The 26,745-nt window shown below is 67.8% G+C and carries 18 protein-coding genes and 1 pseudogene; 17 read left to right on the top strand and 2 right to left on the bottom strand.

Annotated elements, in window-relative coordinates:
• Positions 1 to 13 precede the first annotated feature (13 nt).
• From ABTV10_RS09815 to nuoN, 12 genes and pseudogenes are all read left to right on the top strand, one after another.
• Positions 14 to 469: pseudogene (locus ABTV10_RS09815) on the top strand (NuoB/complex I 20 kDa subunit family protein); the annotation flags it as partial.
• A gap of 116 nt (positions 470 to 585) precedes the next feature.
• Positions 586 to 1,347, top strand: coding sequence for an NADH-quinone oxidoreductase subunit C (locus ABTV10_RS09820; RefSeq protein WP_499034356.1), 762 nt, complete (start codon positions 586 to 588; stop codon positions 1,345 to 1,347).
• A complete protein-coding gene (nuoD, locus tag ABTV10_RS09825; RefSeq protein ID WP_499034358.1) occupies positions 1,344 to 2,678 on the top strand; it encodes an NADH dehydrogenase (quinone) subunit D in 1,335 nt (444 codons plus the stop codon). The genes ABTV10_RS09820 and nuoD overlap by 4 nt, the downstream gene beginning before the upstream one ends.
• Positions 2,675 to 4,762: an NADH-quinone oxidoreductase subunit NuoF gene (nuoF, locus tag ABTV10_RS09830; RefSeq protein WP_499034360.1), complete on the top strand. Its 2,088-nt coding sequence runs from the start codon at positions 2,675 to 2,677 to the stop codon at positions 4,760 to 4,762. Before nuoD ends, nuoF begins: the two co-directional genes overlap by 4 nt.
• Entirely contained in the window at positions 4,759 to 7,221 is a 2,463-nt protein-coding gene (locus tag ABTV10_RS09835) for an NADH-quinone oxidoreductase subunit G (protein ID WP_499034362.1), read from the top strand. Before nuoF ends, ABTV10_RS09835 begins: the two co-directional genes overlap by 4 nt.
• Positions 7,218 to 8,507, top strand: a complete 1,290-nt coding sequence (gene nuoH / locus ABTV10_RS09840) for an NADH-quinone oxidoreductase subunit NuoH (protein ID WP_499034363.1) — start codon at positions 7,218 to 7,220, stop codon at positions 8,505 to 8,507. The genes ABTV10_RS09835 and nuoH overlap by 4 nt, the downstream gene beginning before the upstream one ends.
• Positions 8,500 to 9,048: an NADH-quinone oxidoreductase subunit NuoI gene (nuoI, locus tag ABTV10_RS09845; RefSeq protein ID WP_499034365.1), complete on the top strand. Its 549-nt coding sequence runs from the start codon at positions 8,500 to 8,502 to the stop codon at positions 9,046 to 9,048. The genes nuoH and nuoI overlap by 8 nt, the downstream gene beginning before the upstream one ends.
• A 13-nt stretch (positions 9,049 to 9,061) precedes the next feature.
• The gene (locus ABTV10_RS09850) at positions 9,062 to 9,928 is read left to right on the top strand and encodes an NADH-quinone oxidoreductase subunit J (RefSeq protein WP_499034366.1); all 867 of its coding nucleotides are present in this window, start codon (positions 9,062 to 9,064) and stop codon (positions 9,926 to 9,928) included.
• Positions 9,925 to 10,224 carry an NADH-quinone oxidoreductase subunit NuoK gene (gene nuoK / locus ABTV10_RS09855; RefSeq protein WP_499034367.1) on the top strand — a complete coding sequence of 100 codons (300 nt, stop codon included), beginning with the start codon at positions 9,925 to 9,927 and terminating at the stop codon, positions 10,222 to 10,224. The genes ABTV10_RS09850 and nuoK overlap by 4 nt, the downstream gene beginning before the upstream one ends.
• A gap of 1 nt (position 10,225) precedes the next feature.
• Positions 10,226 to 12,205 carry an NADH-quinone oxidoreductase subunit L gene (gene nuoL / locus ABTV10_RS09860; RefSeq protein ID WP_499034368.1) on the top strand — a complete coding sequence of 660 codons (1,980 nt, stop codon included), beginning with the start codon at positions 10,226 to 10,228 and terminating at the stop codon, positions 12,203 to 12,205.
• Positions 12,205 to 13,782, top strand: a complete 1,578-nt coding sequence (locus ABTV10_RS09865) for an NADH-quinone oxidoreductase subunit M (RefSeq protein WP_499034370.1) — start codon at positions 12,205 to 12,207, stop codon at positions 13,780 to 13,782. Before nuoL ends, ABTV10_RS09865 begins: the two co-directional genes overlap by 1 nt.
• Complete coding sequence (gene nuoN, locus ABTV10_RS09870; protein ID WP_499034372.1) at positions 13,779 to 15,365, top strand: NADH-quinone oxidoreductase subunit NuoN; 1,587 nt, start codon at positions 13,779 to 13,781, stop codon at positions 15,363 to 15,365. The genes ABTV10_RS09865 and nuoN overlap by 4 nt, the downstream gene beginning before the upstream one ends.
• A 3-nt stretch (positions 15,366 to 15,368) precedes the next feature.
• On the opposite strand, the gene ABTV10_RS09875 is transcribed toward nuoN, so the two are convergent.
• Both ABTV10_RS09875 and ABTV10_RS09880 read right to left on the bottom strand, forming a co-directional pair.
• The gene (locus ABTV10_RS09875; protein ID WP_499034374.1) at positions 15,369 to 16,448 is read right to left on the bottom strand and encodes an isocitrate/isopropylmalate dehydrogenase family protein; all 1,080 of its coding nucleotides are present in this window, start codon (positions 16,446 to 16,448) and stop codon (positions 15,369 to 15,371) included.
• On the bottom strand, positions 16,445 to 19,621 hold the full coding sequence (locus ABTV10_RS09880; RefSeq protein ID WP_499034376.1) for an NAD-glutamate dehydrogenase domain-containing protein: 3,177 nt from the start codon (positions 19,619 to 19,621) through the stop codon (positions 16,445 to 16,447). Before ABTV10_RS09880 ends, ABTV10_RS09875 begins: the two co-directional genes overlap by 4 nt.
• A 182-nt stretch (positions 19,622 to 19,803) precedes the next feature.
• On the opposite strand from ABTV10_RS09880, the gene gabT reads away from it, so the two are divergent.
• The 5 genes from gabT to ABTV10_RS09905 all read left to right on the top strand — a co-directional run bounded on the left by gabT (position 19,804) and on the right by ABTV10_RS09905 (position 26,734).
• Positions 19,804 to 21,162 (top strand): 4-aminobutyrate--2-oxoglutarate transaminase, encoded by a 1,359-nt coding sequence (gene gabT, locus ABTV10_RS09885; RefSeq protein WP_499034378.1) that lies wholly within the window; start codon positions 19,804 to 19,806, stop codon positions 21,160 to 21,162.
• Between the two features lie 32 nt (positions 21,163 to 21,194).
• The gene (locus ABTV10_RS09890) at positions 21,195 to 22,388 is read left to right on the top strand and encodes an acyl-CoA dehydrogenase family protein (RefSeq protein WP_499034381.1); all 1,194 of its coding nucleotides are present in this window, start codon (positions 21,195 to 21,197) and stop codon (positions 22,386 to 22,388) included.
• A gap of 55 nt (positions 22,389 to 22,443) precedes the next feature.
• A complete protein-coding gene (locus tag ABTV10_RS09895) occupies positions 22,444 to 23,910 on the top strand; it encodes an aldehyde dehydrogenase family protein (protein ID WP_499034384.1) in 1,467 nt (488 codons plus the stop codon).
• Entirely contained in the window at positions 23,907 to 25,052 is a 1,146-nt protein-coding gene (locus tag ABTV10_RS09900) for a CaiB/BaiF CoA transferase family protein (RefSeq protein WP_499034387.1), read from the top strand. Before ABTV10_RS09895 ends, ABTV10_RS09900 begins: the two co-directional genes overlap by 4 nt.
• Before the next feature lie 263 nt (positions 25,053 to 25,315).
• Positions 25,316 to 26,734: an amino acid permease gene (locus ABTV10_RS09905; RefSeq protein WP_499034391.1), complete on the top strand. Its 1,419-nt coding sequence runs from the start codon at positions 25,316 to 25,318 to the stop codon at positions 26,732 to 26,734.
• The last annotated feature ends 11 nt before the right edge of the window (positions 26,735 to 26,745 follow it).

The raw sequence follows: 26,745 nt of genomic DNA on the forward strand, positions 1-26,745 counted from the left end.
AGGTGAACCTGGCATGGGTCTCGAGGAGAAGGTGCCGAGCGGATTCCTGCTGAGCACCGTCGAAACCGTCGCCGGCTACGCCCGGAAGGGTTCGCTGTGGCCAGCCACGTTCGGTCTCGCATGCTGCGCGATCGAGATGATGGCGACTACCTCGGGGCGCTTCGATCTGGCCCGGTTCGGCATGGAGGCCTTCCGCGCATCTCCCCGGCAGGCCGACCTGATGATCGTCGCGGGCCGGGTGAGTCAGAAGATGGCACCGGTGCTGCGGCAGGTGTACGACCAGATGGTCGAGCCCAAGTGGGTGCTGGCGATGGGCGTCTGTGCGTCGTCGGGCGGGATGTTCAACAACTACGCGATCGTGCAGGGCGTCGACCACGTCGTGCCGGTGGACATCTACCTTCCGGGCTGCCCGCCCCGGCCGGAGATGCTCCTCAACGCGATTCTGGAGCTGCACGCGAAGATTCAGCAGATGCCGCTCGGCGTCAACCGTGAACAGGCCGTCCGGGCGGCCGAGGCGGCGGCGCTCGCGGCCCGGCCGACCGTCGAGCTGGGGATGCCGGGGCGGGATGCGGGGACGGTGGCGCGATGACGGGTGATCACGACCACGTGCCGGGCGGCACCGACCCCGAGGCCACGGCCGGCCCGGAGGGCACGGTACCGCCGGAACGCGTCGCGGGCGGCGAGATGATCGGCCTGCGCCAGGGCATGTTCGGAGTGGGCGGCACCGGGGACACCTCCGGCTACGGGAGGCTGGTCCGGCCGGTCACGTTGCCGGGCGGCACCCCGCGGCCGTACGGGGGCTGGTTCGACGAGGTGGTGGACACCCTGGCCGACGCCCTCGCCGCGTCGGACGAGGCGGGCGTCATGTTCGACGACGCCGTCGAGAAGGTCGTCGTCTTCCGCGGCGAGCTCACCCTGCACGTGCGCCGCGAATGCCTGCCGCTGCTGGCCCGCCTGCTGCGCGACGTCCCCGAGTTGCGCTTCGAACTGTGCCTGGGGGTGAGCGGCGTGCACTACCCCCAGGATCCGGGGCGGGAACTGCACGCGGTGTACCCGCTGATGTCGATCACCCACGGGCGGCGGTTGCGGCTGGAGGTGGCCGTGCCCGACGCCGATCCGCACATCCCGTCGCTGCACCTGGTGTACCCGACCACCGACTGGCACGAGCGCGAGACGTACGACTTCTTCGGGCTCGTGTTCGACGGTCACCCGGCGCTCACCCGGATCGAGATGCCCGACGACTGGGTGGGCCATCCGCAGCGGAAGGACTACCCGCTCGGCGGCATCCCCGTCGAGTACAAGGGGGCGAAGATCCCGCCGCCGGACGAGAGGAGGGCGTACCAGTGAACCATCCTCACGACTCCTTCACCCGTCCCGACGGTGGCGGCGTCGAGTTCACCGTGTCCGGTCAGGACTGGGACGAGTTGGTCGACGCGGCCACCGCGGCGCGCGAGTCCGGTGCCGAGCGGATCGTCGTCAACATGGGCCCGCAGCACCCGTCCACTCACGGGGTTCTGCGGCTGATCCTCGAGATCGAGGGCGAGACGGTGACCGAGGCGCGATGCGGAATCGGCTACCTGCACACCGGCATCGAGAAGAACCTCGAGTACCGCAATTGGACGCAGGGCGTCACATTCGTCACCCGTATGGACTACCTGGCGCCGTTCTTCAACGAGGTGGCCTACTGCTTGGGCGTGGAGAAACTGCTCGACATCACCGACGAGATCCCCGAACGAGCCACCGTCGTGCGGGTGCTGCTCATGGAGCTCAATCGGATCTCCTCCCACCTGGTCGCGCTGGCGACCGGCGGCATGGAACTGGGCGCGATCACGCCGATGCTCTTCGGTTTCCGCGAACGCGAACTGGTTCTCGACGTCTTCGAGATGATCACGGGCCTGCGGATGAACCATGCCTACATCCGCCCCGGCGGGATCTCCCAGGACCTGCCGGACGGCGCCGTGGAGAAGGTGCGCGAGGTGCTCGACCTGATGCCGCGGCGGCTGCGCGACCTCGAGAATCTGCTCAACGAGAATCCGATCTGGAAGGCCCGCACGCAGGGCATCGGCTACCTCGACCTCACCGGCTGCATGGCGCTCGGCATCACCGGCCCGATGCTGCGGGCCACCGGGCTGCCGCTGGACGTGCGCCGGTCGGATCCGTACTGCGGCTACGAGACGTACGACTTCGAGGTCGTCACGGCCACTGGATCCGACTGCTACGGACGCTATCTCGTGCGCGTGCGCGAGATGGCGGAGTCGCTCAGGATCGTCGAACAGTGCCTCGACCGGTTGCGTCCCGGCCCGGTCATGGTCGCGGACCGGAAGATAGCCTGGCCCGCCGATCTCGCGCTCGGTCCGGACGGGCTCGGCAACTCCCCGGAGCACATTCGCCGGATCATGGGTACCTCGATGGAGGAGTTGATCCACCACTTCAAACTCGTCACCGAGGGGTTCCGTGTCCCGCCCGGTCAGGTGTACGTGTCGGTGGAGTCGCCCCGCGGTGAGCTCGGTGTGCACATGGTGAGCGATGGCGGGACCCGGCCGTTCCGTGTGCACTATCGGGATCCGTCGTTCACCAATCTCCAGGCCGTATCGGCAATGTGCGAAGGCGGGATGGTGGCCGACGTGATCGCGTCGGTGGCCAGCATCGACCCCGTCATGGGGGGAGTGGACCGATGAGTGAACCACGCACCGCGGGACCGGTGTTCGTCGCACTCGGTCCGCGACCGCAGGAGCGTCCGTCCTACCCGCCGGACGTCGCCGCCCGGCTCGCCGCCGACGCCGAGGAGATCATCGCCCGCTACCGGCGACACGGGGACGAGTCGCAGCCCGCCGGTACCGGCCGGTCGGCGCTGCTGCCGCTGCTGCACCTCGTTCAGGCCGAGGACGGATACGTCTCTCCCGCCGGAATCGAGTTCTGTGCACGGCAGCTCGACCTCACTGCCGCGGAGGTCACCGCGGTGGCCACGTTCTACACGATGTATCGCCGCGACCCGACCGGCACCTACCACGTGGGCGTGTGCACCAACAGCCTGTGCGCCGTGATGGGCGGCGACGCGATCTACGCGGCCCTGCGCGAGCACCTCGGGATCGGGGACGGCGAGACGACCGCGGACGGGGCGGTGACGCTCGAGCACATCGAGTGCAACGCGGCCTGCGACTTCGCGCCGGTGATGATGGTGAACTGGGAGTTCTTCGACAACCAGACGCCCGCGTCGGCGACCGAGGTGGTGGACGCGCTGCAGGCCGGGCAGTCCGTGACGCCGACACGCGGTGCACCGCTGTGCTCGTTCCGCGACACCGCCCGCATCCTCGCCGGTTTCCCCGACCGGCGCCCCGGCGCGCTCGAGGCCGGCGGCGGTGCGGGATCGGCCACGCTCGCCGGACTGCGTGTGTCGCGGGAAGATGGCGTCGCCGACGCCGATGGGCCCACACTGACGCCGGTCCTGAGCCGGCACTGGGACGACGACCGGTCGTGGGCCCTGGACACCTACCAGCGCCACGACGGCTATACCGCGCTGCGCAAGGCGTTGCGGATGAATCCGGACGAGGTGATCCAGACCGTCAAGGACGCCGGGTTGCGCGGCCGCGGCGGGGCCGGGTTCCCGACTGGGATGAAGTGGTCGTACATTCCGCAGGACCCGGTGACGGACGGCACTGCGAAGCCGCACTATCTGGTCGTCAACGCCGACGAGTCGGAACCGGGTACGTGCAAGGACATTCCGTTGATGCTCGCCACGCCCCACGCTCTCGTCGAGGGAGTCGTCATCGCGGCCTTCGCGATCCGCGCGTCGCGGGCGTTCATCTACCTGCGTGGCGAGGTGGTGCCGGTTCTGCGCCGGCTGCAGGCCGCGGTCGCCGAAGCCTACGACGCCGGCTATCTCGGGCGCGACATCCTCGGGTCCGGGTTCGACCTCGACATCGTCGTCCATGCCGGGGCAGGCGCCTACATCTGCGGTGAGGAGACCGCGCTGCTGGACTCCCTCGAGGGCCGACGCGGCCAGCCCCGGTTGCGTCCGCCGTTCCCCGCGGTCGAGGGGCTGTACGCGTGCCCCACCGTGGTCAACAACGTCGAGTCGATTGCGAGTGTCCCGCCGATCATCCTGCGGGGGTCGGAGTGGTTCCGTGGCATGGGCAGCGAGGCGTCGCCCGGGTTCACCCTGTACTCGCTCTCGGGACACGTCACCCGGCCCGGACAGTACGAGGCACCGCTGGGAATCACGCTGCGACGGTTGCTCGATCATGCCGGCGGCGTCCGCGCCGGCCATCGGCTCAAGTTCTGGACCCCCGGCGGTTCGTCGACACCGATCCTCACCGACGAACACCTCGACGTGCCGCTCGACTACGAGAACGTGGCCGGGGTGGGGTCGATGCTCGGCACCAAGGCTCTGCAGATCTTCGACGAGACCACGTGCGTCGTGCGGGTGGTGTTGCGGTGGACGCAGTTCTACGCGCACGAGTCGTGCGGCAAGTGCACCCCGTGCCGGGAGGGCACGTACTGGCTGGTGCAGATCCTCGAGCGGCTCGAGCGCGGGGAGGGCACCGACGAGGACCTCGCCAAGCTGCTCGACATCTCCGACATCCTCCTCGGCAAGTCGTTCTGCGCCCTCGGCGACGGCGCGGCGAGCCCGATCATGTCCTCGCTGAAGTACTTCCGCGACGAGTACGTCGCGCACTTCGAGCACGGCGGCTGCCCGTTCGACCCGGACGAGTCCGCGCTCGTCGCGAGGGTGACGGCCCGGCCGGAAGGGGGAAGCGCATGACTGTCAACGTCGGTGCCGACGCGTCGGGCCAGCCGGTCCCGACGGACCGGGTGACGCTCACGATCGACGGCGTCGAGGTGACCGTGCCCAAGGGGACGCTCGTGATCCGCGCGGCCGAGGGCATCGGCATCCAGATTCCGCGGTTCTGCGACCACCCGCTGCTCGCCCCGGTCGGCGCATGTCGACAGTGCCTGGTCGAGGTCGAAGGACAACGCAAGCCGCTGGCGTCGTGCACGACCGTCGCAACCGACGGCATGGTGGTCCACACACAGGTCACGTCCGCGGTCGCGGACCGCGCGCAGAAGGGCGTGATGGAGCTGCTGCTCATCAACCATCCGCTGGACTGTCCGGTCTGCGACAAGGGCGGCGAGTGCCCGCTGCAGAACCAGGCGATGTCGAGCGGACGCTCCGAATCCCGGTTCGGCGGCGTCAAACGCACCTTCCCCAAACCGATTCCACTGTCCAGCGAGGTGCTGCTGGACCGCGAACGTTGCGTGCTGTGTGCGCGCTGCACCCGGTTCTCCCAACAGATCGCGGGCGACCCGATGATCGAACTCCTCGAACGCGGTGCCCTGCAGCAGGTCGGCATCGGGGAGGGCGAGCCCTTCGACTCCTACTTCTCCGGCAACACCGTGCAGATCTGCCCGGTCGGCGCGCTCACCGGCACTGCGTACCGCTTCCGGGCACGGCCGTTCGACCTGGTGTCGAGCCCGAGTATCTGCGAGCACTGCGCGAGCGGGTGCGCGCAGCGCACCGACCACCGGCGCGGCACCGTGCTGCGCCGACTCGCCGGCGACGACCCGCAGGTCAACGAGGAATGGAACTGCGACAAGGGCCGCTGGGCGTTCACGTACGCGACCGCACCGGACCGGCTCGAGACGCCGATGGTCCGCGACGCCTCCGGCGACCTCGTGCCGGCGTCGTGGCCGCAGGCCCTCGCGGTGGCCGCGCGCGGGCTCGCCGCGGCGCCCAGCGGTGCCGGCGTCCTCGTCGGCGGCCGGTCCACCGTGGAGGACGCGTACGCGTACGCGAAGTTCGCGCGGACGGCGCTCGGCACCAACGACATCGACTTCCGCTCCCGGCTGCACTCCGTCGAGGAGATCGGCTTCCTCGCGGCCCGGGTCGCCGGCCGCGTTCTCGGCGCCGACCCCACGGCCGTGACGTACGACGCCCTCGAACACGCGCCGGCCGTCCTGCTGGTCGCGTTCGAGCCCGAGGAGGAGTCGCCGATGGTGTTCCTCCGGTTGCGCAAGGCGGTGCGCACCCGCCGGACGGTGGTCCTGTCCGTCGCGCCGTACGCGACCCGCGGGCTCGAGAAGATGTCCGGCCGGTTGCTGCGGGCGGTCCCGGGCGACGAACCTGCGATCCTCGACGAGCTGACCGGGTCGGAACTCCTGCGGTGCGCCGGTTCGGTGATCCTGGTCGGGGAACGGGCCGCCGGGATACCGGGAACGCTGTCGGCCGTCGGGCGTCTGGCCGACGCGACCGGCGCCCGGATCGCGTGGATCCCTCGGCGTGCCGGTGAACGCGGCGCGCTGGAAGTCGGGGCATCACCGGGTCTGCTGCCGGGCGGGCGACCTGTGACCGATCCGGCGGCCCGGCGCGAGGTCGAGGCGGTCTGGGACGTCGAGAACCTGCCCGCGGCAACGGGCCGTGACACCTCGCTGATGCTCGCGGCGGCCGCGACGGGCTCGTTGGGTGCGCTGCTGGTGGGCGGCATCGAACTCGACGACCTCCCCGACCCGGCCGCCGCGACCGAGGCCCTCGACGCGACCGGGTTCGTCGTCAGCCTGGAGGTGCGCCGCAGCGCGGTCACCGAGCGCGCCGACGTCGTGTTCCCGGTCGCACCGGTCGCGGAGAAATCCGGCGCGTTCGTCGACTGGGAGGGGCGGGTACGGCCGTTCGAGGCGGCGCTGCGCGACACCGCGGCGGTGCCGGACCAGCGCGTGCTGCAGGCGCTCGCGGCCGAGATGGGCGTGACGCTCGGGCTGCCCGACGTCGTCGCCGCGCGTATCGAGATCGCGCGGCTGGGCACGTGGAGCGGCGCCCACCCGCATTCCTGGGAGGTCGCGCCCGCTCCGGTGCCCGAGCCGGGACCGGGCGAGGCGGTGCTGGCCACCTGGCGGATGCTCCTCGACGCCGGGCGGATGCAGGACGGTGAACCGTACCTCGCCGGCACGGCCCGTCCGCCCGTCGTCCGCCTGTCGGCGGACTGCGCCGCGGAGATCGGTGCCCGGGACGGCGACGCCGTGACGGTCGAGACCGCGCGGGGAGCGGTCACCCTGCCGCTCGCGATCACCGACCTGCCCTACCGGGTGGTGTGGCTGCCGATGAACTCGCCCGGTTCGGCGGTGCACCGGCAACTCGGCCGACCCGGCGACGTCGTGCGAATCCGCCGGGCCGAGCCCGGAACCAACGGTGTCGTGGGACCGTCGGCCCGAGGGGAGGTCGTGCGATGAGCACTCTCGCGGCCGCCGACCTGTCGGCGTTCGGTCACGATCCGTGGTGGCTCGTGATCGCGAAGGCGTTGGCGATCTTCGTGTTCTTGGTGCTGACGGTCCTCGTCGCGATCTACGCCGAACGGAAGGTGCTGGCGTGGATGCAGATGCGGGTCGGTCCGGACCGCGTCGGACCGCGCGGCATCCTGCAGACCCTCGCCGACGGTATCAAGCTCGCGCTCAAGGAAGGCATCGTCCCCGCCGGCGTCGACAAGCCCGTCTACATCCTCGCGCCGATCATCGCGACGGTCCCGGCCTTCATGGCGTTCGCGGTGATCCCCTTCGGCCCGGAGGTGTCGATCCTCGGTCGGTGGACGCCCTTGCAGCTCACCGATCTTCCGGTCGCCGTCCTGTACATCCTGGCGGTCACGTCCGTCGGCGTCTACGGGATCGTGCTCGCGGGATGGTCGTCGGGTTCGACCTATCCGCTGCTCGGCGGGCTCCGGTCGACCGCGCAGGTGATTTCCTACGAGGTCGCGATGGGCCTGACGTTCGCGGCCGTGTTCCTCGACGCCGGCACCATGTCGACGTCGGGAATCGTTGCCGCACAGGAGGGCACCTGGTACGCGTTCCTCCTTCTGCCGTCGTTCCTCGTCTACGTCACCTCGATGGTCGGCGAGACCAACCGGGCCCCGTTCGACCTGCCCGAGGCCGAGGGCGAACTCGTCGGCGGCTTCCACACGGAGTACTCGTCGCTGCGGTTCGCGATGTTCATGCTGGCCGAGTACGTGAACATGGTGACCGTCTCGGCGCTGGCGGCGACGATGTTCCTCGGTGGCTGGCACGCGCCGTGGCCGCTGAACATGTGGTCCGGTGCGAACTCGGGGTGGTGGCCGCTGCTGTGGTTCGTCGCGAAGGTGTGGGCGTTCCTGTTCGTGTTCATCTGGCTGCGTGGCACGCTCCCGCGCCTGCGCTACGACCAGTTCATGAACCTCGGCTGGAAGATCCTGATCCCGGTCGCGCTCGTCTGGGTCATGGTGGTCGCGACGGTCCGGGCGCTCCGGAACGACGGATACGACCTGCGCTGGATCGTCCTGGGCGGCGGCGTGATCGTCGCGCTGGCGCTGCTGGTCCTGGTGCGGCGTCGCCTCACGGCCGTCCGGGCGCCGACCGACGTCCGTCCGCCCACGCCCGAGCAGTTCGACCCGATGGCCGGCGGCTTTCCCGTCCCGCCGCTCCCGGCGCCGCGGACAGAGCCGGCGCTCGCGGCGTCCCGGCACCCCGGAAAGGAGGACTTCGATGCCTGACTTCCTCGACTCCGTCGCGGGTTTCGGCGTGACCTTCTCGACGATGTTCAAGAAACCCGTCACCGAGTTCTATCCCGAGCAGAAGGCGCCCACCGCGGCCCGCTACCACGGCCGACACCAGCTCAACCGGCACCCGGACGGGCTCGAGAAATGCATCGGCTGCGAGCTGTGCGCGTGGGCGTGCCCCGCCGACGCGATCTACGTCGAGGGCGCCGACAACACCGACGAGGAGCGGTACTCGCCAGGGGAGCGGTACGGCCGCATCTACCAGATCAACTACCTGCGCTGCATCGGATGCGGACTGTGCGTCGAGGCGTGCCCGACCCGCGCGCTCACGATGACCAACGAGTACGAGATGGCCGACGACAACCGCGCCGACCTGATCTACGAGAAGGACCGCCTTCTCGCCCCGCTGCAACCGGGGATGGCGCCGCCGCCGCATCCGATGGCGCCGGGTACCACCGACGAGGACTACTACCGCGGCAACGTTTCCGGGGACGTCCCGGGTCCCGTGGCCCGGACCGACGAGACCGCGAGCTGAGGAGGCGATCGGCGTGGACGCTGTGACAGTACACGCGACGGCGATGCTCGCCGCCGAAACCTTCACCCGGACGTCCACCGCCGAGGGCGTGCAGTTCTGGATCCTCGGCACCGTCGCCGTGCTCGGCGCCCTCGGCGTGGTGTGCGCGCCGAAGGCCGTGTACTCGGCGATCTTCCTCGCGATGACGATGATCGTCCTGGCGGTGCTCTACATCGCCCAGGGGGCGCTGTTCCTGGGGGTCGTGCAGGTGGTCGTCTACACCGGCGCGGTGATGATGCTGTTCCTGTTCGTGCTGATGCTCGTCGGCGTCGACTCGTCGGATTCGCTCGTGGAAACTCTGCGCGGGCAACGCATCGCGGCGGTGGTGGCCGGGCTCGGGTTCGGCCTGCTGCTGATCGGTGCGCTCGGCAACGCCACCATCGGCGTCACCCGCTCCGGCGAGGTGGGCTTCGTCGGGCTCGACCAGGCCAACGCCGTATCGGATGGTCGCTCCGCGGGCTCCGCTCCTGTCGGAAACGTCGAGGGTCTCGCCGAGATCGTCTTCATCCGCTACGTGTGGGTGTTCGAGTTGACCGGTGCCTTGCTGATCACCGCGACGATCGGTGCGATGGTGCTGGCTCACCGCGAACGCTTCGAACGACGCCTGAGCCAGCGGGAGATGTCGGAGCAGCGTTTCCGGGACTGGGGCGCGGGCGAGCCCGACGCGACCGCCCGTGTCACGCCCCTGCCGAGTCCCGGCGTCTACGCGCGCAGCAACGCCGTCGACATGCCGGCCCGGCTGCCCGACGGGTCCTACGCACGCGAATCCGTTGCTCGCGTTCTCGATCCGCGCGGCATTCCGCCGTCCGCCGCGGCGTCGACCGGGGAGGAGACGCGATGAATCCCGACAACTACCTGTACCTGGCCGCACTGCTGTTCACGATCGGCGCCGCCGGGGTGCTGTTGCGGCGCAACGCGATCGTCGTGTTCATGTGCATCGAGCTGATGCTCAACGCCTGCAACCTCGCCTTCGTCACGTTCGCTCGCATGCACGGCAACCTCGACGGCCAGGTGTTCGCGTTCTTCACGATGGTCGTCGCTGCGGCGGAGGTCGTCGTCGGCCTCGCGATCATCATGACCATCTTCCGCACCCGTCGGTCGGCCTCGGTCGACGACGCCGACCTCCTCAAGTACTGACATGAACGGGGGGACGGGAATTCACGCGCTCATCTGGCTCTTGCCGGTGCTTCCGCTGGCCGGCGCGGCGATCCTCCTGCTGGCCGGCCGGCGCAGCGACCCGTGGGGGCACCTGCTCGGCTGCGCCGCCGCCCTCGCGTCCTTCGGGCTCGCGGCGGCGCTGTTCGCCGACATGGTCGGACGCGATCCCGCCGACCGGATCGTTACCCAGGACCTGTTCACGTGGCTGCCCGTCGCCGGACTCCAGGTGGACGTCGGGCTGCGGCTCGACCCGCTGTCGATGTGCTTCGCGCTGCTGATCACCGGTGTCGGGTCGCTCATCCACGTCTACTCGGTCGGCTACATGCGCGAGGACCCCGGTCGCAGACGCTTCTTCGCGTACCTCAACCTGTTTCTCGCCGCGATGCTGCTGCTGGTGCTCGCCGACAACTACCTCGGCCTGTACGTGGGCTGGGAGGGCGTGGGCCTCGCGTCGTACCTGCTGATCGGATTCTGGCAGCACAAGCCGACCGCGGCCACCGCCGCGAAGAAGGCGTTCGTCGTCAACCGCGTCGGCGACATGGGCCTGGTCGTCGCGCTCATGATCATGTTCGCGACGTTCGGATCCGTCTCGTTCGCCGACGTCCTCGGCGGGGCCGACGCAGCGGGCGAGGGCACGCTCACCGCGATGGGTCTGGTCTTGCTGCTGGCCGCGTGCGGCAAGTCGGCCCAGGTACCGCTGCAGTCGTGGCTCGGCGACGCGATGGAGGGCCCCACACCGGTGTCGGCGCTCATCCACGCCGCGACGATGGTCACCGCGGGTGTCTACCTGATCGTGCGGTCCGGCCCGATCTTCGAGGCGGCCCCGGCGGCGCAGGTCGCGGTGGTGATCGTCGGCGCGGTGACCCTGCTGTTCGGTGCGATCATCGGTTGCGCGAAGGACGACATCAAGAAGGCACTCGCGGCGTCGACCATGAGCCAGATCGGGTACATGGTGATGGCGGCCGGTCTCGGCCCCGCCGGCTACGCGTTCGCGATCATGCTGCTGCTCGCCCACGGGTTCTTCAAGGCCGGGTTGTTCCTCGGCGCCGGATCCGTCATGCACGGCATGGGCGACGAGACCGACATGCGCCGGTACGGCGGGCTGCGCACCCTCATGCCGATCACGTTCGCGACGTTCGGGCTGGGCTATCTCGCGATCATCGGCATCCCACCGTTCTCCGGCTTCTACTCCAAGGACAAGATCATCGAGGCCGCGTTCGGGTCCGGGGGCGCCGGGGGAGCAGTGCTGGGCACGGTCGCGATGCTCGGCGCCGGCATCACCGCGTTCTACATGACCCGCGTGATGCTGATGACGTTCTTCGGTGAGCGCCGCTGGGACACAGGAGCGCAGCCTGCGGAGCGACCAGACGGCACAGGAGCGCAGCCTGCGGAGCGACCAGACGGCACAGTCGCGCACCCGCACGAGTCGCCGGGTGTGATGACGGTGCCGATGATCCTGCTCGCGGTGGGGTCGGTCGCCGCCGGTGGACTGCTCGCGATCGGCGGTACCCTCGAACGCTGGCTCGAGCCCGTCTGGACCGAATTCGGTTCGGCGGCCGAACACACCGAGTCCGCGGTACCGGTGTGGCTGATCACCGTCGCGACGCTCGCCGTGGTCGTCGTCGGCGTCGGGATCGCGTGGCGGCAGTACGGCGTGCGGCCCGTCCCGGTGGTCGCCCCCGCCGAGGTGTCCGGCCTCACGGTCGCCGCCCGCCGCGACCTGTACGGCGACGCTGTCGACGAGGCGGTGTTCATGCGCCCCGGACAGCGGTTGATCGCGGGACTGAAGGTACTCGAGGGCAAGGGGATCGACGGTGTCGTGCGGGCCGTGCCCACGCTCCTCGGCTTCGCGTCGGTCGCCCTGCGGCGACTGCAGACCGGATTCGTCCGCTCGTACGCGCTGTACATGTTTGTCGGCGCGGTCGTCGTGGTCGCGGCTGTTCTGGTGGGGAGGGTGTGATGAACGGCTTTCCCTGGTTGACGGTGTTGTGGCTGCTGCCGCTGGCCGGGGCGGTCGCGGCGATGGTCATCCCGGCCCACCGACGTGTCCTCGCCCGGTCCTTTGCGCTCGGCGCGGCGCTGGCGGCGCTCGCGGTGGCGGTAGTCGTGGCGATCCGCTTCGATCCCGCCGGCGATCAGTACCAGTTCGTCGAATCGCACTCGTGGATACCGGCTTTCGGTACCCGATACGAACTCGGGATCGACGGCATCGCGCTCGCGCTGGTGCTGCTCACCGCGGTGCTGGTGCCGCTCCTGCTGGTCGCCGGCTGGCGGGACGTCGCGCCCGACGACCCGCGGCCACGCGCGACCCAGTCGTACGTCGCGCTGATCCTGGTGGTCGAGTCGATGGTGTTGATGTCGTTCCTCGCGCTCGACATCCTGCTGTTCTACGTGTTTTTCGAGGCGATGCTGATCCCGATGTACTTCCTCATCGGCGGGTTCGGCCAACCCGGCCCGGATCGGTCTCGCGCTGCGGTGAAATTCCTGCTGTACAACCTCTTCGGCGGACTGATCATGCTCGCCGCCGTCATCGGTCTCTACGTCGTCACCGCCGGCGCGGACAGCCCGTTCGCCGCCGGGACGTTCGACTTCCGTGGGATCGTCGCGGCGGTCTCGTCCGGTGACCTGACGATCGATGCGCCGGTCGCGAATGCGCTGTTCCTCGGTTTCATGTTCGCGTTCGCGGTCAAGGCCCCGCTGTGGCCGCTGCACAGTTGGCTGCCCGACGCCGCGGTGCAGGCGACGCCGGTGAGCGCGGTGCTGATGATGGCGGTGGTCGACAAGGTCGGCACCTTCGCGATGCTGCGGTACTGCCTGCAGTTGTTCCCGGATGCCGCCCAGTATTTCGCTCCGCTGGTGATCACGCTGTCGGTGATCAGCATCGTGTACGGCGCGCTGCTCGCGATCGGCCAGACCGACGTCATGCGGCTCATCGCGTACACCTCGATCTCGCACTTCGGGTTCATCGTGTTGGGCGTGTTCGCGATGACCAGCCAGGGCCAGAGCGGCGGGGTGCTGTACATGGTCAACCACGGGATCTCGACCGCGGCGCTGATGCTCGTCGCCGGATTCCTGGTATCGCGGCGCGGGACCCGCGCGATCGCCGACTACGGGGGCGTGCAGAAGGTGGCGCCGCTGTTGGCCGGCACCTTCCTGGTCGCTGGTCTCGCGACACTGTCGCTGCCGGGGCTGGCGCCGTTCGTGAGCGAATTCCTGGTGCTGGTCGGCACCTACACCCGCTACCCGGTCGCGGCGGTGCTCGCGACGATCGCACTGGTGCTCGCCGCGCTGTACGTGCTGTGGCTCTACCAGCGGATGATGACCGGACCGGTCACGGACGGCAACGAACGCATCCGCGACCTCCGGCGGCGTGAGCTGGTGGTCGTGGCGCCGCTCGTCGCGCTGCTGCTGGTCCTGGGCCTGTACCCGAAGCCGATCCTCGACGTCATCACGCCAGCGGTGACCGGGACGCTGACGACCATCGATCGTCCCGATCCCGCACCGACGGTCGCCGAGCCGGACGGAGGTGCCCGATGAATACCGACACGGTTCTGCCGGCCCCGAGCATCGAATACAGCCAGCTCGCACCGATGCTGATCGTGTTCGCGGCGGCGGTCGTCGGCGTCCTCGTCGAGGCGTTCGCGCCCCGGCGGGCCCGCTACGCGACCCACGTCGGCCTCGCGCTCGGCGGCCTGAGTGCGGCGTTCGTCGCGGTCGTGGCGCTCGCCGGGACCCGCGCCCTCGTCGCGGTCGGGGCCGTCGCGATCGACGGCCCGACGCTGTTCCTGCAGGGCACAATCCTGCTCGTGTCGATCCTCGCGGTGCTGCTGATCGCCGACCGGGGACTCGACCGGGCGGCTGCGGCCGCCGAGCCGGTGGCGGCGAGGGCGCAGGGTGTGGACGCGTTCACCCCGCGGGCGTCGGCGGTGCCCGGCAGCGCCGCCGAGAAGGAGGCCGCGAAGGCCGGCGTGACGCAGACCGAGGTCTTTCCGCTGGCGATGTTCGCCGTCGGCGGCATGCTGCTGTTCCCGGCGGCCGACGACCTGTTGACGATGTTCGTGGCACTCGAGGTGCTGTCACTGCCGCTGTACCTGCTGTGCGGCCTGGCGCGACGACGCAGGCTGCTGTCGCAGGAAGCGGCGCTCAAGTACTTTCTGCTGGGCGCATTCTCGTCGGCGTTCTTCCTCTTCGGGGTGGCCATGCTCTACGGCTATGCCGGCACGGTGCAGCTGCCGGGCATCGGGCAGGCGATCGAACAGCGTTCCGGCGACATCGTTCTGGCGCAGATCGGGCTGGCGATGCTGTCGGTCGGGTTGCTCTTCAAGGTCGGCGCGGTGCCGTTCCACTCGTGGATCCCGGATGTCTACCAGGGCGCGCCGACGCCGATCACTGCGTTCATGGCGTCGGCCACCAAGATCGCGGCCTTCGGTGCGGCGTTGCGCGTCTTCTACGTCGCGGTTCCCGGACTCGGCGCCGACTGGCGGCCGGTGCTGTGGGCGGTCGCGATCCTCACGATGCTCGTGGGCGCGGTCCTCGCGATCACGCAGACCGACGTCAAACGCATGCTCGCGTACTCGTCGGTGGCGCACGCCGGCTTCATCCTCACCGGATTGGTTGCCGGCAACGAGGCGGGGATCTCGTCGACGCTGTTCTACCTGCTGGCGTACGGTTTCAGCACCCTCGGCGCATTCGCGGTCGTGAGCCTCGTGCGTGACCCGATGGGTGCCGAGGTCACGGACCTGGCTCGGTGGGCGGGGCTCGGTCGAACCTCCCCGGTGCTCGGTGCGACGTTCGCGCTGTTCCTGCTCTCGTTCGCCGGCATCCCGCTCACCAGCGGCTTCGTCAGCAAGTTCGCGGTGTTCCAGGCCGCCGCGTCCGGTGGAGCGGTGCCGCTCGTGATCGTCGGCGTGATCAGCAGCGCGATCGCCGCCTTCTTCTACGTGCGGGTGATCGTGCTGATGTTCTTCGCCGACGCACCGGCCGGAGCCCCCGCCGCCGTGGTCACCAGTGCCCCGACGGTCGTGGCCGTCGCCGTCGCGGCGGTCGTCACCGTCGTGCTGGGCGTCGTGCCCCAACCGGTGCTCGATCTCGCGGACCGGGCCGCGAGCTTCCTGACCTGACCGCTACGATCCCATCGCGGCGACCACGGCGTCGATGAATCCCGCGGTCGATGCGGTCCCGCCGAGGTCGGCGGTGCACACGCCCTGCCCGATGACGGTCTCGACGGCGGCCTCGATCCGGCTCGCGGTACGACCGAGAACCGAATACTCGTACCGTGCACCGAGGCAGCGCAGCAGCATGGCCGACGACAAGATCACGGCGGTGGGATTGGCGATACCGAGGCCCGCGATGTCGGGGGCTGCGCCGTGAGCGGCCTGGGCCATGGCTTTTGTATCCGACGTGTTCAACGACGGAGCGCTTCCGATCGAGCCGGCCAGTTCGCCGGTCAGGTCGGACAAGATGTCACCGAACATGTTCTCGGTGACGATGACATCGAATGCGTCTCCCTGACGAACGAGCAGTGCGGCAAGGGCATCGATGTGTTGGTGGTCGACATCGACGTCCGGGTACTGGCTGGAGACTTCGAGGCAGACGTCCAGGAACAGGCCCGTGGTCATGGACAGCACGTTGGTCTTGTGCGCGATGGTGACCCGTCGTCGGCGAGTTCGCGCCAGCCGGAACGCTTCGTGGGCGATTCTCTCGCTTGCGTGGCGAGTCACGACCCCGACCGCCATCGCAAGGTCGGGGGTGGGCATGAACTCTCCGGAACCGGAATGCATGTTCCGGTCCGCGTAGAAGCCTTCGGTGTTCTCCCGCACCACGACCAGATCCATCCGCGGCGATACTGCCGCTGTGCCTGGAAGAGCACGAGCTGGACGGATGTTGGCGAACAGTCCGAACCGTTTCCGGATGGTTCCGCCTGGTGTCAGCCGTGTGCGCCACTGGTCCGGGTAGGACGCGCTGTCATGTGGGCCGAGGATCCACGCATCGAGCTCGTCGAGGGCGTCCAAGGTCGTCGAGGGCATCGGTGTCCCGTACCGGGAGATCGCGTCGTGACCGATCGGCAGTCGTTGCCAGGTGATCTCCACGTCAAGTTGCGACGCGAGCGCCGCGTCGATGATGTGCTCGGCGGCGGGCACGACCTCGGGCCCGATGCCGTCTCCGGGAAGTACCCCGATTCGAAGCTGCAGAGGTGGCGTCATTCGACGATCTCCGTCGCTCCCACTGTGCTGCGCACCAGCAGCCTCAGCTCGGCACTGGCCGTGCACGCGCGGGGGATATCGACGAACCCGTCGCGTCTGAGTTCCGTTGTCATGCGCGAGAAGCGGGTGATCGCGTCAGCAGTCAGCTCCTGCCAGATGCGCACGACGTCAGTGGTCGACGTCGTGTCGAGGTCGAGGATCGCCGCGACCAGAGCGTGATGCCCTTCAGCGAGATCGTCGCGAACGGATGCGGCGGCCATGGAGTCCCACCAGTTGGTCTTGATGTGGTTCTCGAGCTGACCCGTCAACCATGCAAGGCCGAGCGCGGCGTCCGTTCGCGCGTGAACGCCGGCGGCGGCGGTGACCGAGCAACCGCGGTGCCGGGCCGTTTCGATCAGGTCGAATGCTCCTCCCAGAAACCGGAGTTGGTCTGTGATGTCTGCGATTGTGGTCGGACGAGGCAGCTCCTCCACCAGTGTGCGGACACTTGGGCGGTACCGCTCGATCTCGGCCTCGACATTGAGAAGCGCGGGCCGTCGGCGCAGGATCCATGACGCGGTGTGCTCGAGGAATTGCTGGACATGGTGCAGCAGACTCCAGCGTTCGGCGCTTCCGACCTCGGTGCGCTGTTGGGCTTGTGCCCACAGTTGATCGACATCGAAAACTGCACGGACGACGGCGTATGCGCGCGCAACCGCCGGGGTTTCGACGCCGAGACGCTCCTCGAGCTGATAGATCAGTCCGGGGCCGACGTGGTTGATCAGGTCGTCCGCGACCGTGGTTGCGATGATCTCGCGCGAGAGGTGATGGCTGCTGATCTCGTCGGCGAGCTGTTCGCGGATCCGATGTGGGAAGTAGGCAGGCAATGCTGAAGCGAAGACCTGTTCCTCGGGCACTGACGAGTTGAGCAGATCCTGTTGCACCACGTTCTTCGACTGTGCGAGAAGGACCGCAATCTCGGGTCGCGTCAGTCCCTGACCGGCCTGTGCCCGCGAGGCCAGCTCCTTCTTTGTGGGGAGCACTTCGGTCGCGCGGTTGATCCCGTTGTTGTGTTCAAGGTTGTCGATGAGCCGTTCGTGGCGGTTCAGTAGTTGCGGAGCTTGCGATTCGGCGATGCTGATCGCCAGTACTTGGCTCTCGTTGTTACGGAGAACGGCGGCGGCAACGTCGGTGCGAGCTTCGGCGAGCAGGGTGTTGCGTTCGTCGGCAGTGATGCGGCCGGTGCGAACGGCGACGTCGAGCGCGATCTTGAGGTTGACCTCGAGGTCGGAGGTGGCCACGCCGGCGGCGTTGTCGATGAAGTCGGCGTTGACCCGGCCGCCGCCGAGGGCGTACTCGATGCGCGCTCGCTGCGTCAGCCCGAGATTGCCGCCCTCACCGATGACCGAGCAGCGCAGCTGGGTCGCATCGACCCGGACCGAATCGTTGACGGGATCGGCTGCGTCTGCGGACGTTTCGGACGTCGACTTGACGTAGGTTCCGATTCCGCCGTTCCACAGGAGGTCGACCTGCGCTGTCAGGATCGCCTTGATCAGTTCGTTCGGTGTCAGCAGTGCCCGCTGTATCCCGAGCCGTGCCTGAGCTTCGGGTGACAGTGAGATCCGCTTGGCGGTGCGCGGCCAGATTCCACCTCCGGCCGACAAGATGCTGCGATCGTAGTGGTCCCAGCTACTTCCGGGGAGCGTGAACAGGCGCTCGCGCTCCGCGAACGAGAGCAGCGGATCGGGATCAGGGTCGATGAAGATGTGCCTGTGGTCGAAGGCGGCGACGAGTGTGATCGCCTTGGACAGCAACATGCCGTTGCCGAACACGTCGCCGGACATGTCGCCGATACCGACGACGGTGAACGGATCGGTGTCGACGTCGACACCTAGTTCGTCGAAGTGGCGGCGCACCGACACCCAGGCACCACGTGCGGTGATTCCCATGGCCTTGTGGTCGTACCCGCTCGAGCCGCCGGAGGCGAAGGCATCGCCCAGCCAATACCCGACCTGGACAGCGATGTCGTTCGCCAGGTCCGAGAACGAAGCGGTTCCCTTGTCGGCGGCGACGACGAGATAGGAGTCGGGCCCGTCGTAGGTGACGGTCCGATCCGGTGTGACGGTGTGTCCGTCGACGAGGTTGTCGGTGACGTCGAGCAGACCCCTGATGAAGGTCGAGTACGCCTCCGCCACTGTGGTATTCGGGTTCCGCCGGACGAACGCACCCTTCGCTCCGACCGGGACGATCGGTGAGTTCTTGACCGTCTGCGTCTTCATCAGGCCCAGGACTTCGGTGCGGTAGTCCTCCGGCCGGTCGGAGAACCGCAGCCCACCCCGCGCGACGGCACCGCTGCGCAGGTGGATGCCCTCGACGTCATTGGCGCAGACATAGATTTCCCGGTAGGGAACGACGGGTCCGGTGAGCGTCAGCTTGCTCGAGTCGAGCTTGAACGAGGCATACGGTTTCGGTGCACCCATCTTGTCGAATTGGTACCAATTCGTTCGAACACACGCGGTGACGAACGATGCCAGGGACCGCAGGATCCTGTCCTCATCGAGTGTGGTGGCCGCGTCCAGCCGTGTGCGCAGTGCCGCCTCGACGTTCGCGAGGGCGTGCTCTCGATCGGGCAGGTCGGGGTCGAACCGTGCGTCGAAGTATCGGACGAGGGTTTCGGCGAACTGCGGATGGTTCAGCAGCGTGTCGATGACGTAGGCCTGCGACAGTCCGAGGCCCGCTTGTCGGACGAACCGGCTTGCCGCGCGGACGAGGACGACTTCCCGCCAGGTCAGACCGGCGGCAGCGATCAGCTTTGCGTAGTCGTCGATCTCGAAGCCGTGCAGCGCACGCGCTTCGAAGGCGTCGGAAGCGCGGCTCAGTGACTCGCTTCGCCACCCGTGCGGTGTCTGGAAGGTGTATTTGTGGAGCGCTGCGTCGGCCGGCATGCCGGATGGCAGCGGCAAGGTGTCCCGGTCGGCGACGCGGAGCCCGAAGTGTTCGAACACGTTGGTGACATCCGCGAGTAGGGGTGTTCCCTGCGGCCAGAGGATCACGGCCTCCGCGGAACCGTTCCCGGGGGTGCCGGTGAGGAAGGTCATGCGCGGGTTGCCCGAGCGCTCGCTGCTGGTGAGCAACAGTCCGTCGACTGCCTCGTTCACGTCCACAGCCAGTGGTGACGTGTGTTGTTCTGTCATGGTGGCGCCGTTGCCCATTGCAGCTTCCTTCCCGTGATTCGGTGCTGCCAGTCTGCGTGTTCACGCTCCGAAACCGTGTTGGCCGGGTTGGACAACAGCATGAGTCAAATTGTCCCGAGTGGAGATTCTCTGGCAGTGACGTGGCTCATAAGGTTTCGGGTAACCCGACTGGAGGACACGACATGACTGCTGTGCACACAATCGTCGGCGGACCGCAGCTCGAGCAGGTCCGTCGAATCGTCACCGACGTACCCGGACCCCGTTCGCAGGAACTGGCCGCACGCCGTAGTTCCGCCCTTCCGGCTGGGTTGACCAGCGGGGCGAACATCTACACGGCGGCGGCCGGAGGTGGGGTCCTCGTCGACGTCGACGGCAACTCGTTCATCGATTTCGGCAGCGGTATCGCCGTCACCACGGTCGGCAATGCCGCGCCGCGGGTCGTCGAGCGGGCCTCTCGCCAGCTGGAGAAGTACACGCACACTTGCTTTCTCGCGACGCCGTACGAGCCGTACATCGAGGTGGCCGAGGTGCTCAATCGGCTGGCGCCCGGTGACCACGAGAAGCGGACCGCGCTGTTCAACACGGGCAGCGAAGCCGTGGAGAACGCCGTGAAGTATGCGCGCGCGGCCACCGGCCGGCCGGCCGTCATCACCTTCGATCACGCCTTCCACGGGCGCACCCTGATGACCATGACCATGACGGCCAAGAACCAGCCGTACAAGAGCACGTTCGGCCCGTTCGCGCCCGAGGTCCATCGCGCACCCATGGCCTACCCCTATCGGTGGCCCAGCGGCGCCGAGCACGCCTCCGACGAGGCGTTCGCGCAGTTCGAGATGTTGGTGGATTCGCAGATCGGTGCCGACGCGGTTGCCTGCGTCGTGGTCGAGCCGATCCAGGGGGAGGGCGGTTTCATCGTCCCCGCCGACGGGTTCCTGCGCCGGATCGCGGACTTCTGCCGTGACCGTGGAATCCTGCTGATTGCGGACGAGGTCCAGGCAGGCATCGCACGCACCGGTACCTGGTTTGCCTCCGAGCACGAAGGCATCGTGCCCGACCTGATCACGACCGCGAAGGGACTGGCAGGCGGAATGCCGCTGGCAGCAGTGACCGGGCGCGCCGACATCATGGATGTCACCCACGCCGGCGGAATCGGCGGTACGTACAGCGGTAATCCGGCCGCGTGCGAGGCTGCGCTGGGTGTATTCGAGACCATCGAGGCCGAGAATCTCCTCGAGCGCGCTCAGGCCATCGGAGACATCATGTTCCGGGAACTGCGCGCTATCGCGGCCGAGACCGACATCATCGGTGAGATCCGCGGTCGGGGTGCGATGGTCGCGATCGAACTCGTCCAGCCGGGGTCCAAAAACCCGAACCGGGAGGCGGTCGCCGAGATCAACCGCTACTGCCTCTCGCACGGGCTGCTCACCCTGACCGCCGGCACGTTCGGGAACGTCCTGCGCTTCCTGCCGCCTCTGACGATCTCGGACGAACTTCTCGTGGAAGGCTTCTCGGTCCTTCGAGAAGCGATCGCCGCCCTGTAAGAACCCCACATCCTCGAAGGAGCACCACTCTCATGACCACCCTCACTGTGCCCCGGAAGACGGGCCCGCTGCGCCCCCTCGAGCTGTTCGGCACGGACATCCTCCTCGAGGAGGATGAACGCGACATCGCCGCCACCGTGCGCAAGTTCGTCGAAACCCGACTGAAGCCGAACGTCGAGAACTGGTTCGAGTCCGCCACGTTGCCCAGGGAACTGGCCAAGGAGTTCGGACAACTCGGTGTCCTCGGCATGCACCTCGAGGGATACGGCTGCGCCGGAACCAGTGCTGTGAGTTACGGCCTCGCCTGCCTCGAACTCGAAGCCGGCGACAGCGGATTCCGTAGTTTCGTATCGGTGCAAGGCTCGCTGTCGATGTTCTCGATCTACCGCTACGGCTCCGAAGAACAGAAGCAGGAGTGGTTGCCCCGCCTCGCCGCCGGTGACGCGATCGGGTGCTTCGGCTTGACCGAGCCCGACTTCGGCTCGAATCCCGCCGGCATGCGGACCCGCGCCCGTCGCGACGGGAGTGACTGGGTGCTCAGTGGCACCAAGATGTGGATCACCAACGGTGGCCTCGCCGACGTAGCCACCATCTGGGCCCAGACCGACGACGGGGTCCGTGGATTCGTCGTGCCGACGGACACCAAGGGTTTCACCGCCAACAACATCCACAAGAAGCTCTCACTGCGCGCGTCGGTCACCTCCGAACTGGTCCTCGACAATGTGCGTCTTCCGGCCTCCGCGCAGCTACCCGATGCGCGCGGGCTGAGCGCCCCGCTGTCATGCCTGAACGAGGCCCGCTTCGGTATCGTGTTCGGCGCGCTCGGTGCAGCCCGCGACAGTCTCGAATCCGCCATCGCCTATGCCGGCACCCGCGAGGTGTTCGACAAGCCGCTGTCGAGCTACCAGCTCACCCAGGAGAAGTTCGCCAACATGACCCTCGAGCTCGGCAAGGGTCTGTTGCTGGCACTGCACCTCGGCCGGATGAAGGACGACGGGGGAGTGTCGCCCGACCAGATCAGCCTCGGCAAGCTCAACAACGTTCGCGAAGCGATCGCCATCGCCCGGGAATGCCGGACGATCCTCGGTGGAAGCGGCATCACGCTCGAGTACCCGCCGCTGCGGCACGCCAACAACCTCGAGTCGGTGCTCACCTACGAGGGCACGAGCGAAATGCACCTGCTGTCGATCGGCAAGGCGCTGACCGGGCACGCAGCCTTCCGCTGACCTGCTCCCGCGCCCACTCACACCATCAATCCCCGCACCCGAAGGTGAACGTGACATGACCACACCTGTGCAACTGCACAACCTCGTCGACGGACAGTGGCTCGACGGCGCTGGCGGCACCCTCGTCAGCACCAGTCCGGCGGAGCCGGAACATGTTGTCGCCGAAGGGCGAATGGCCGCAGCCGCGGAGCTCGACAGGGCTGTCGCGGCCGCCCAGCGGGTCAAGCGGGAGTGGGCGCGCACGCCCGCGCACGAGCGAGGGGCAATTCTCGTTCGTGCTGCGGGACTGGTGGAGAACGCAGCTCAGGACTGGGGCGCCGAACTCGCGCGGGAAGAGGGTAAGACCAAGCCCGAAGGCATCGGGGAGGTGCTGCGTGCGGCGCAGATCCTGCGGTACTACGGCAACGACGCCGACCGCGACGCAGGCGAGATCTTCTCCTCGCCCCGGCGGGGCGAGCGCATTCTCGTCACCCGCAAGCCACTCGGTGTGGTGGGTGTGATCACCCCGTTCAACTTCCCCATCGCCATCCCGGCGTGGAAGATCGCCCCGGCCCTGACCTACGGCAACACTGTGGTGTGGAAGCCGGCCAGCACCGTCCCGCTCCTCGCGATGCGCCTGGCCCAGGCTCTCGCCGACGCCGGCTTGCCCGACGGCGTGCTCAATCTGGTGATCGGGGAGGGTGCCATCGGCAACCGCATCGTCGAGCATCCCGGCATCGACGCCGTCACCTTCACCGGCTCCACCGGCGTCGGCCGCAAGATCGCGGCGGCCGGCGCCGCGCGGGGTGTGCCGGTGCAAGCGGAGATGGGTGGGAAGAACGCCGCCGTCGTCCTGGGCGACGCCGACCTCGATCTCGCCGCCGAACAGGTGATGTTGGGGGCCTTCCGTTCCACCGGGCAGAAGTGCACCGCCACCTCCCGGCTGATCGTCACCGACGACATCGCCGACGGCTTCCTCGCCGAACTGGCCAAGCGCGCCGGCGCACTCCACGTAGGAAACCCCGTGCACGACGGCGTCGAGATGGGACCGGTGGTCAACGCCGCCGCCCGCACATCGATCCAGGCCGGCATCGATCGCGCATTCGACCAGGGCGCACGGCAGATCGCGGGCGGGCAGGCGTACACCGACGGGGCCCTGGCTGCGGGCTTCTTCGTTCCCCCGACCATCCTCGAGCTGTCCTCGCAGCTCCCGGACATCTGGCGCGAGGAACTGTTCGGCCCTGTTCTGGCGGTCCGGCGTGCCGGGACCGTGGATGAGGCCTTCGCCCTCGCGAATGACAGCGAATTCGGGCTCTCCGCCGCAATCTTCACCCAGGATCTGACCCGAACCCTCGATGCCATCGACGATATCGACGTCGGCATCCTGCACATCAACTCGGAATCCGCTGGGGCGGATCCGCATGTGCCGTTCGGCGGTGCGAAGAAGAGCGGGTACGGACCGAAGGAGCAGGGCCGATCGGCGCGGGAGTTCTTCACTCACACCACCACGGTGTACATGCGGGGCGGGGAGGTTCGGAAATGAGTCGCGGCGCTCTCGACGGCATCGTCGTCGCCGACTTCAGCCGGGTCCTCGCTGGGCCGTACGCGACCATGCTGCTCGGTGATCTCGGTGCGGAGATCATCAAGATCGAACGACCGGGAGTCGGGGACGACACCCGGGCATGGGGACCGCCCTTCGACCACGAGGGAAACGCCACCTACTTCAACTCGGTCAACCGCAACAAGACCTCTCTGGTGCTCGACCTGGGCAGCGAGGAGGGGCGTGCGCGGGCCCTGGACCTGGTGGGCCGCGCCGACATCGTCGTCGAGAACTTCCGCGCCGGGACGATGGAGCGTCTCGGACTGGGCTACGACGACCTCCGGGCGATCAACCCTGACCTGATCTACTGCTCGATCACCGGATTCGGCCGGGGGGACGGCGCCGCCCTGCCAGGCTACGACCTTCTCGTGCAGGCCGTTGGTGGCCTGATGAGCATGACCGGTCCCGAGCCCGGATCCCCGACCAAGGTCGGTGTCGCTCTCGTCGACGTGCTGACCGGCCTGCATGCGCTGACCGGCATTCTGGCGGCCCTCAACCATCGCAACACCACCGGTGAAGGCCAACGCGTCGACACCAATCTGCTGTCGGTGCTGCTCTCGTCGCTGGTCAATCAGGCTTCCGGATACCTTGGCGCTCGAGTGGTTCCCTCGATCATCGGCAACAGGCATCCGAGCATCGCGCCGTACGAGGTCTTCCCGACCGCGGATCGCCCCATCGCCCTGGCGGTCGGTAACGACAAGCAGTTCGCCCAACTCGCGGGTGCCCTCGGCATGCCGGAACTCGCGTCGGACGAGCGATTCCTCACGAACACGTCGCGGGTGGCCAATCGTGTGGCGCTCTTCGATGTCGTCAGCGCTGGACTCGCCGCGCAGGGCGCGGACTACTGGTTCACGACGTTGACCGCCGTCGGCGTGCCCGCCGGCCCTATCAACGACATTGCCGAAGCGTTCGACTTCGCCGAGCAGTTGGGTCTCGATGCCGTGGTGGATGTTCCGGGCAGCCGCACCCCGCAGGTCGCGAATCCGATATCCCTGTCGGTGACGCCGGTGCAGTATCGCATCGCCCCACCGCAATTGGGGGATGCTCGCGATAGCGAGGGGCGAGTGTCGACGCTGTCGAAGTGAATGTGATTCCGCTGTAACGGAGTGCAAGCACAACTGAATTCTTGGTGGGCCGGGTGCCGCTCGATGAGCGAGCGCCCGGCCCATGTCTCGTTTCTGCTCATCCGAGGCGCGAGATATGAAGTGGGCCATGCCTACACGCCTGCGTGGACAGATCGAGGTCTGGCCGCGGTGTATGTCTTCCGAACCAATGTTGTACGACTCGGCTATGGCGCGGGTCACAGTGGGGATTTAGCGTCGAGCGAGACACGACGAACAGGAGCGGCATGCCCGAGACTTCGACCGACCACACCACTCTCCAAGCGGGATTGAAAAAGCGTCACCTGACCATGCTCTCCATGGGCGGCGTCATCGGCGCCGGCTTCTTCGTCGGACTGAGCGGCGTTATCGACCAGGCCGGGCCTGGCGCGATTCTCACCTGCGCAATCTGCGGATTGATCGTCTTCCTGGTGATGCGCATGCTCGGCGAGATGGCCGTGGCGAAGCCCTGCACCGGGTCGTTCACCGAGTACGCGCGCATGGCGCTCGGTGGCTGGGCTGGGTTCACCACCGGCTGGCTGTACTGGTACTTCTGGGTTGTCGTCGTGGGCATCGAGGCGGTCGTCGGAGCCACTCTGCTGGCCCGATGGTTCCCCAGTGTTCCGTTGTGGCTGATGTCCGCCGCCCTCCTCATGATCATGACCGTGGTCAATCTCCTCTCGGTCAGCAACTTCGGGGAGGCCGAATATTGGTTCGCGGGTATCAAAGTCGCGGTGATCATCGCCTTCATCGTGATTGCGTCCCTGTTCGTATTGGGTGTGTGGCCCGGTAGCACCGTCGACTTCCACAACCTCACGGCTCATGGGGGCTTCCTCCCCAACGGGCTCGGAGTGGTGTTCATCGGAGTCGTCACTGTCATCTTCTCGATGACGGGTGCCGAACTGGTCACCATTGCGGCCGCAGAGTCGGCCGAGCCTGCGCAGGCCATCCGACGGGCCACGAGCACCGTCGTGTTCCGGATCCTGGCCTTCTTCGTCCTGTCCACGTTCTTGTTGGTGACGATGATGCCGTGGGATTCGATGGTGCCGGGCGAATCGCCGTTCATCGCCGCTCTGGACCTGCTCCGGATCCCCGGGGCCGCGGACATCCTGAACTTGGTTGTGCTGGTTGCCGTGCTGTCGTGTCTGAATTCCGGCTTGTACACCGCGTCTCGCATGCTGTTCGCGTTGTCCGCGCACCGGGATGCTCCGCGATGGATGACCCGTGTCAACGGCAGGGGCGTTCCGGTCAAGGGCGTCTTGTCCTGCACGTTCATCGGCTACTGCTGCATTGCCGCCGCCTATGTGTGGCCCGACACGATCTTCCTGTACCTCGTCAATTCCTCCGGGGCGATCTGCTTGTTCGCATACGTGCTGATCTGTCTGTCCGAGTTGCGGCTTCGCCGCCGTTGGGAGAAGGAGAGCCCGGAGATCCTGAAGTTCCGGGTGTGGCTGTTCCCCTGGCTGCCGATCGCGGTCACCGGATCGATCCTGGCGATCTTGGTGGGGATGGGGCTCAATGCCGGAACCCGTGCGGAACTTGTGCAGAGTCTGATCGCCCTCGGCGTGATTCTCATTGCCTATGCGGTGAAGCGTCGCTCGATCGGGGAGCAACCCCAAGCGGCACAGGATAATTCCGCGACACTGTCGGCCGAGCCCGCCGCATAGCCGCTTGTTCG

The organism is Paraburkholderia sp. RHO2 (assembly GCF_050955445.1).
GTDB lineage: Bacteria > Actinomycetota > Actinomycetes > Mycobacteriales > Mycobacteriaceae > Prescottella > Prescottella agglutinans_A.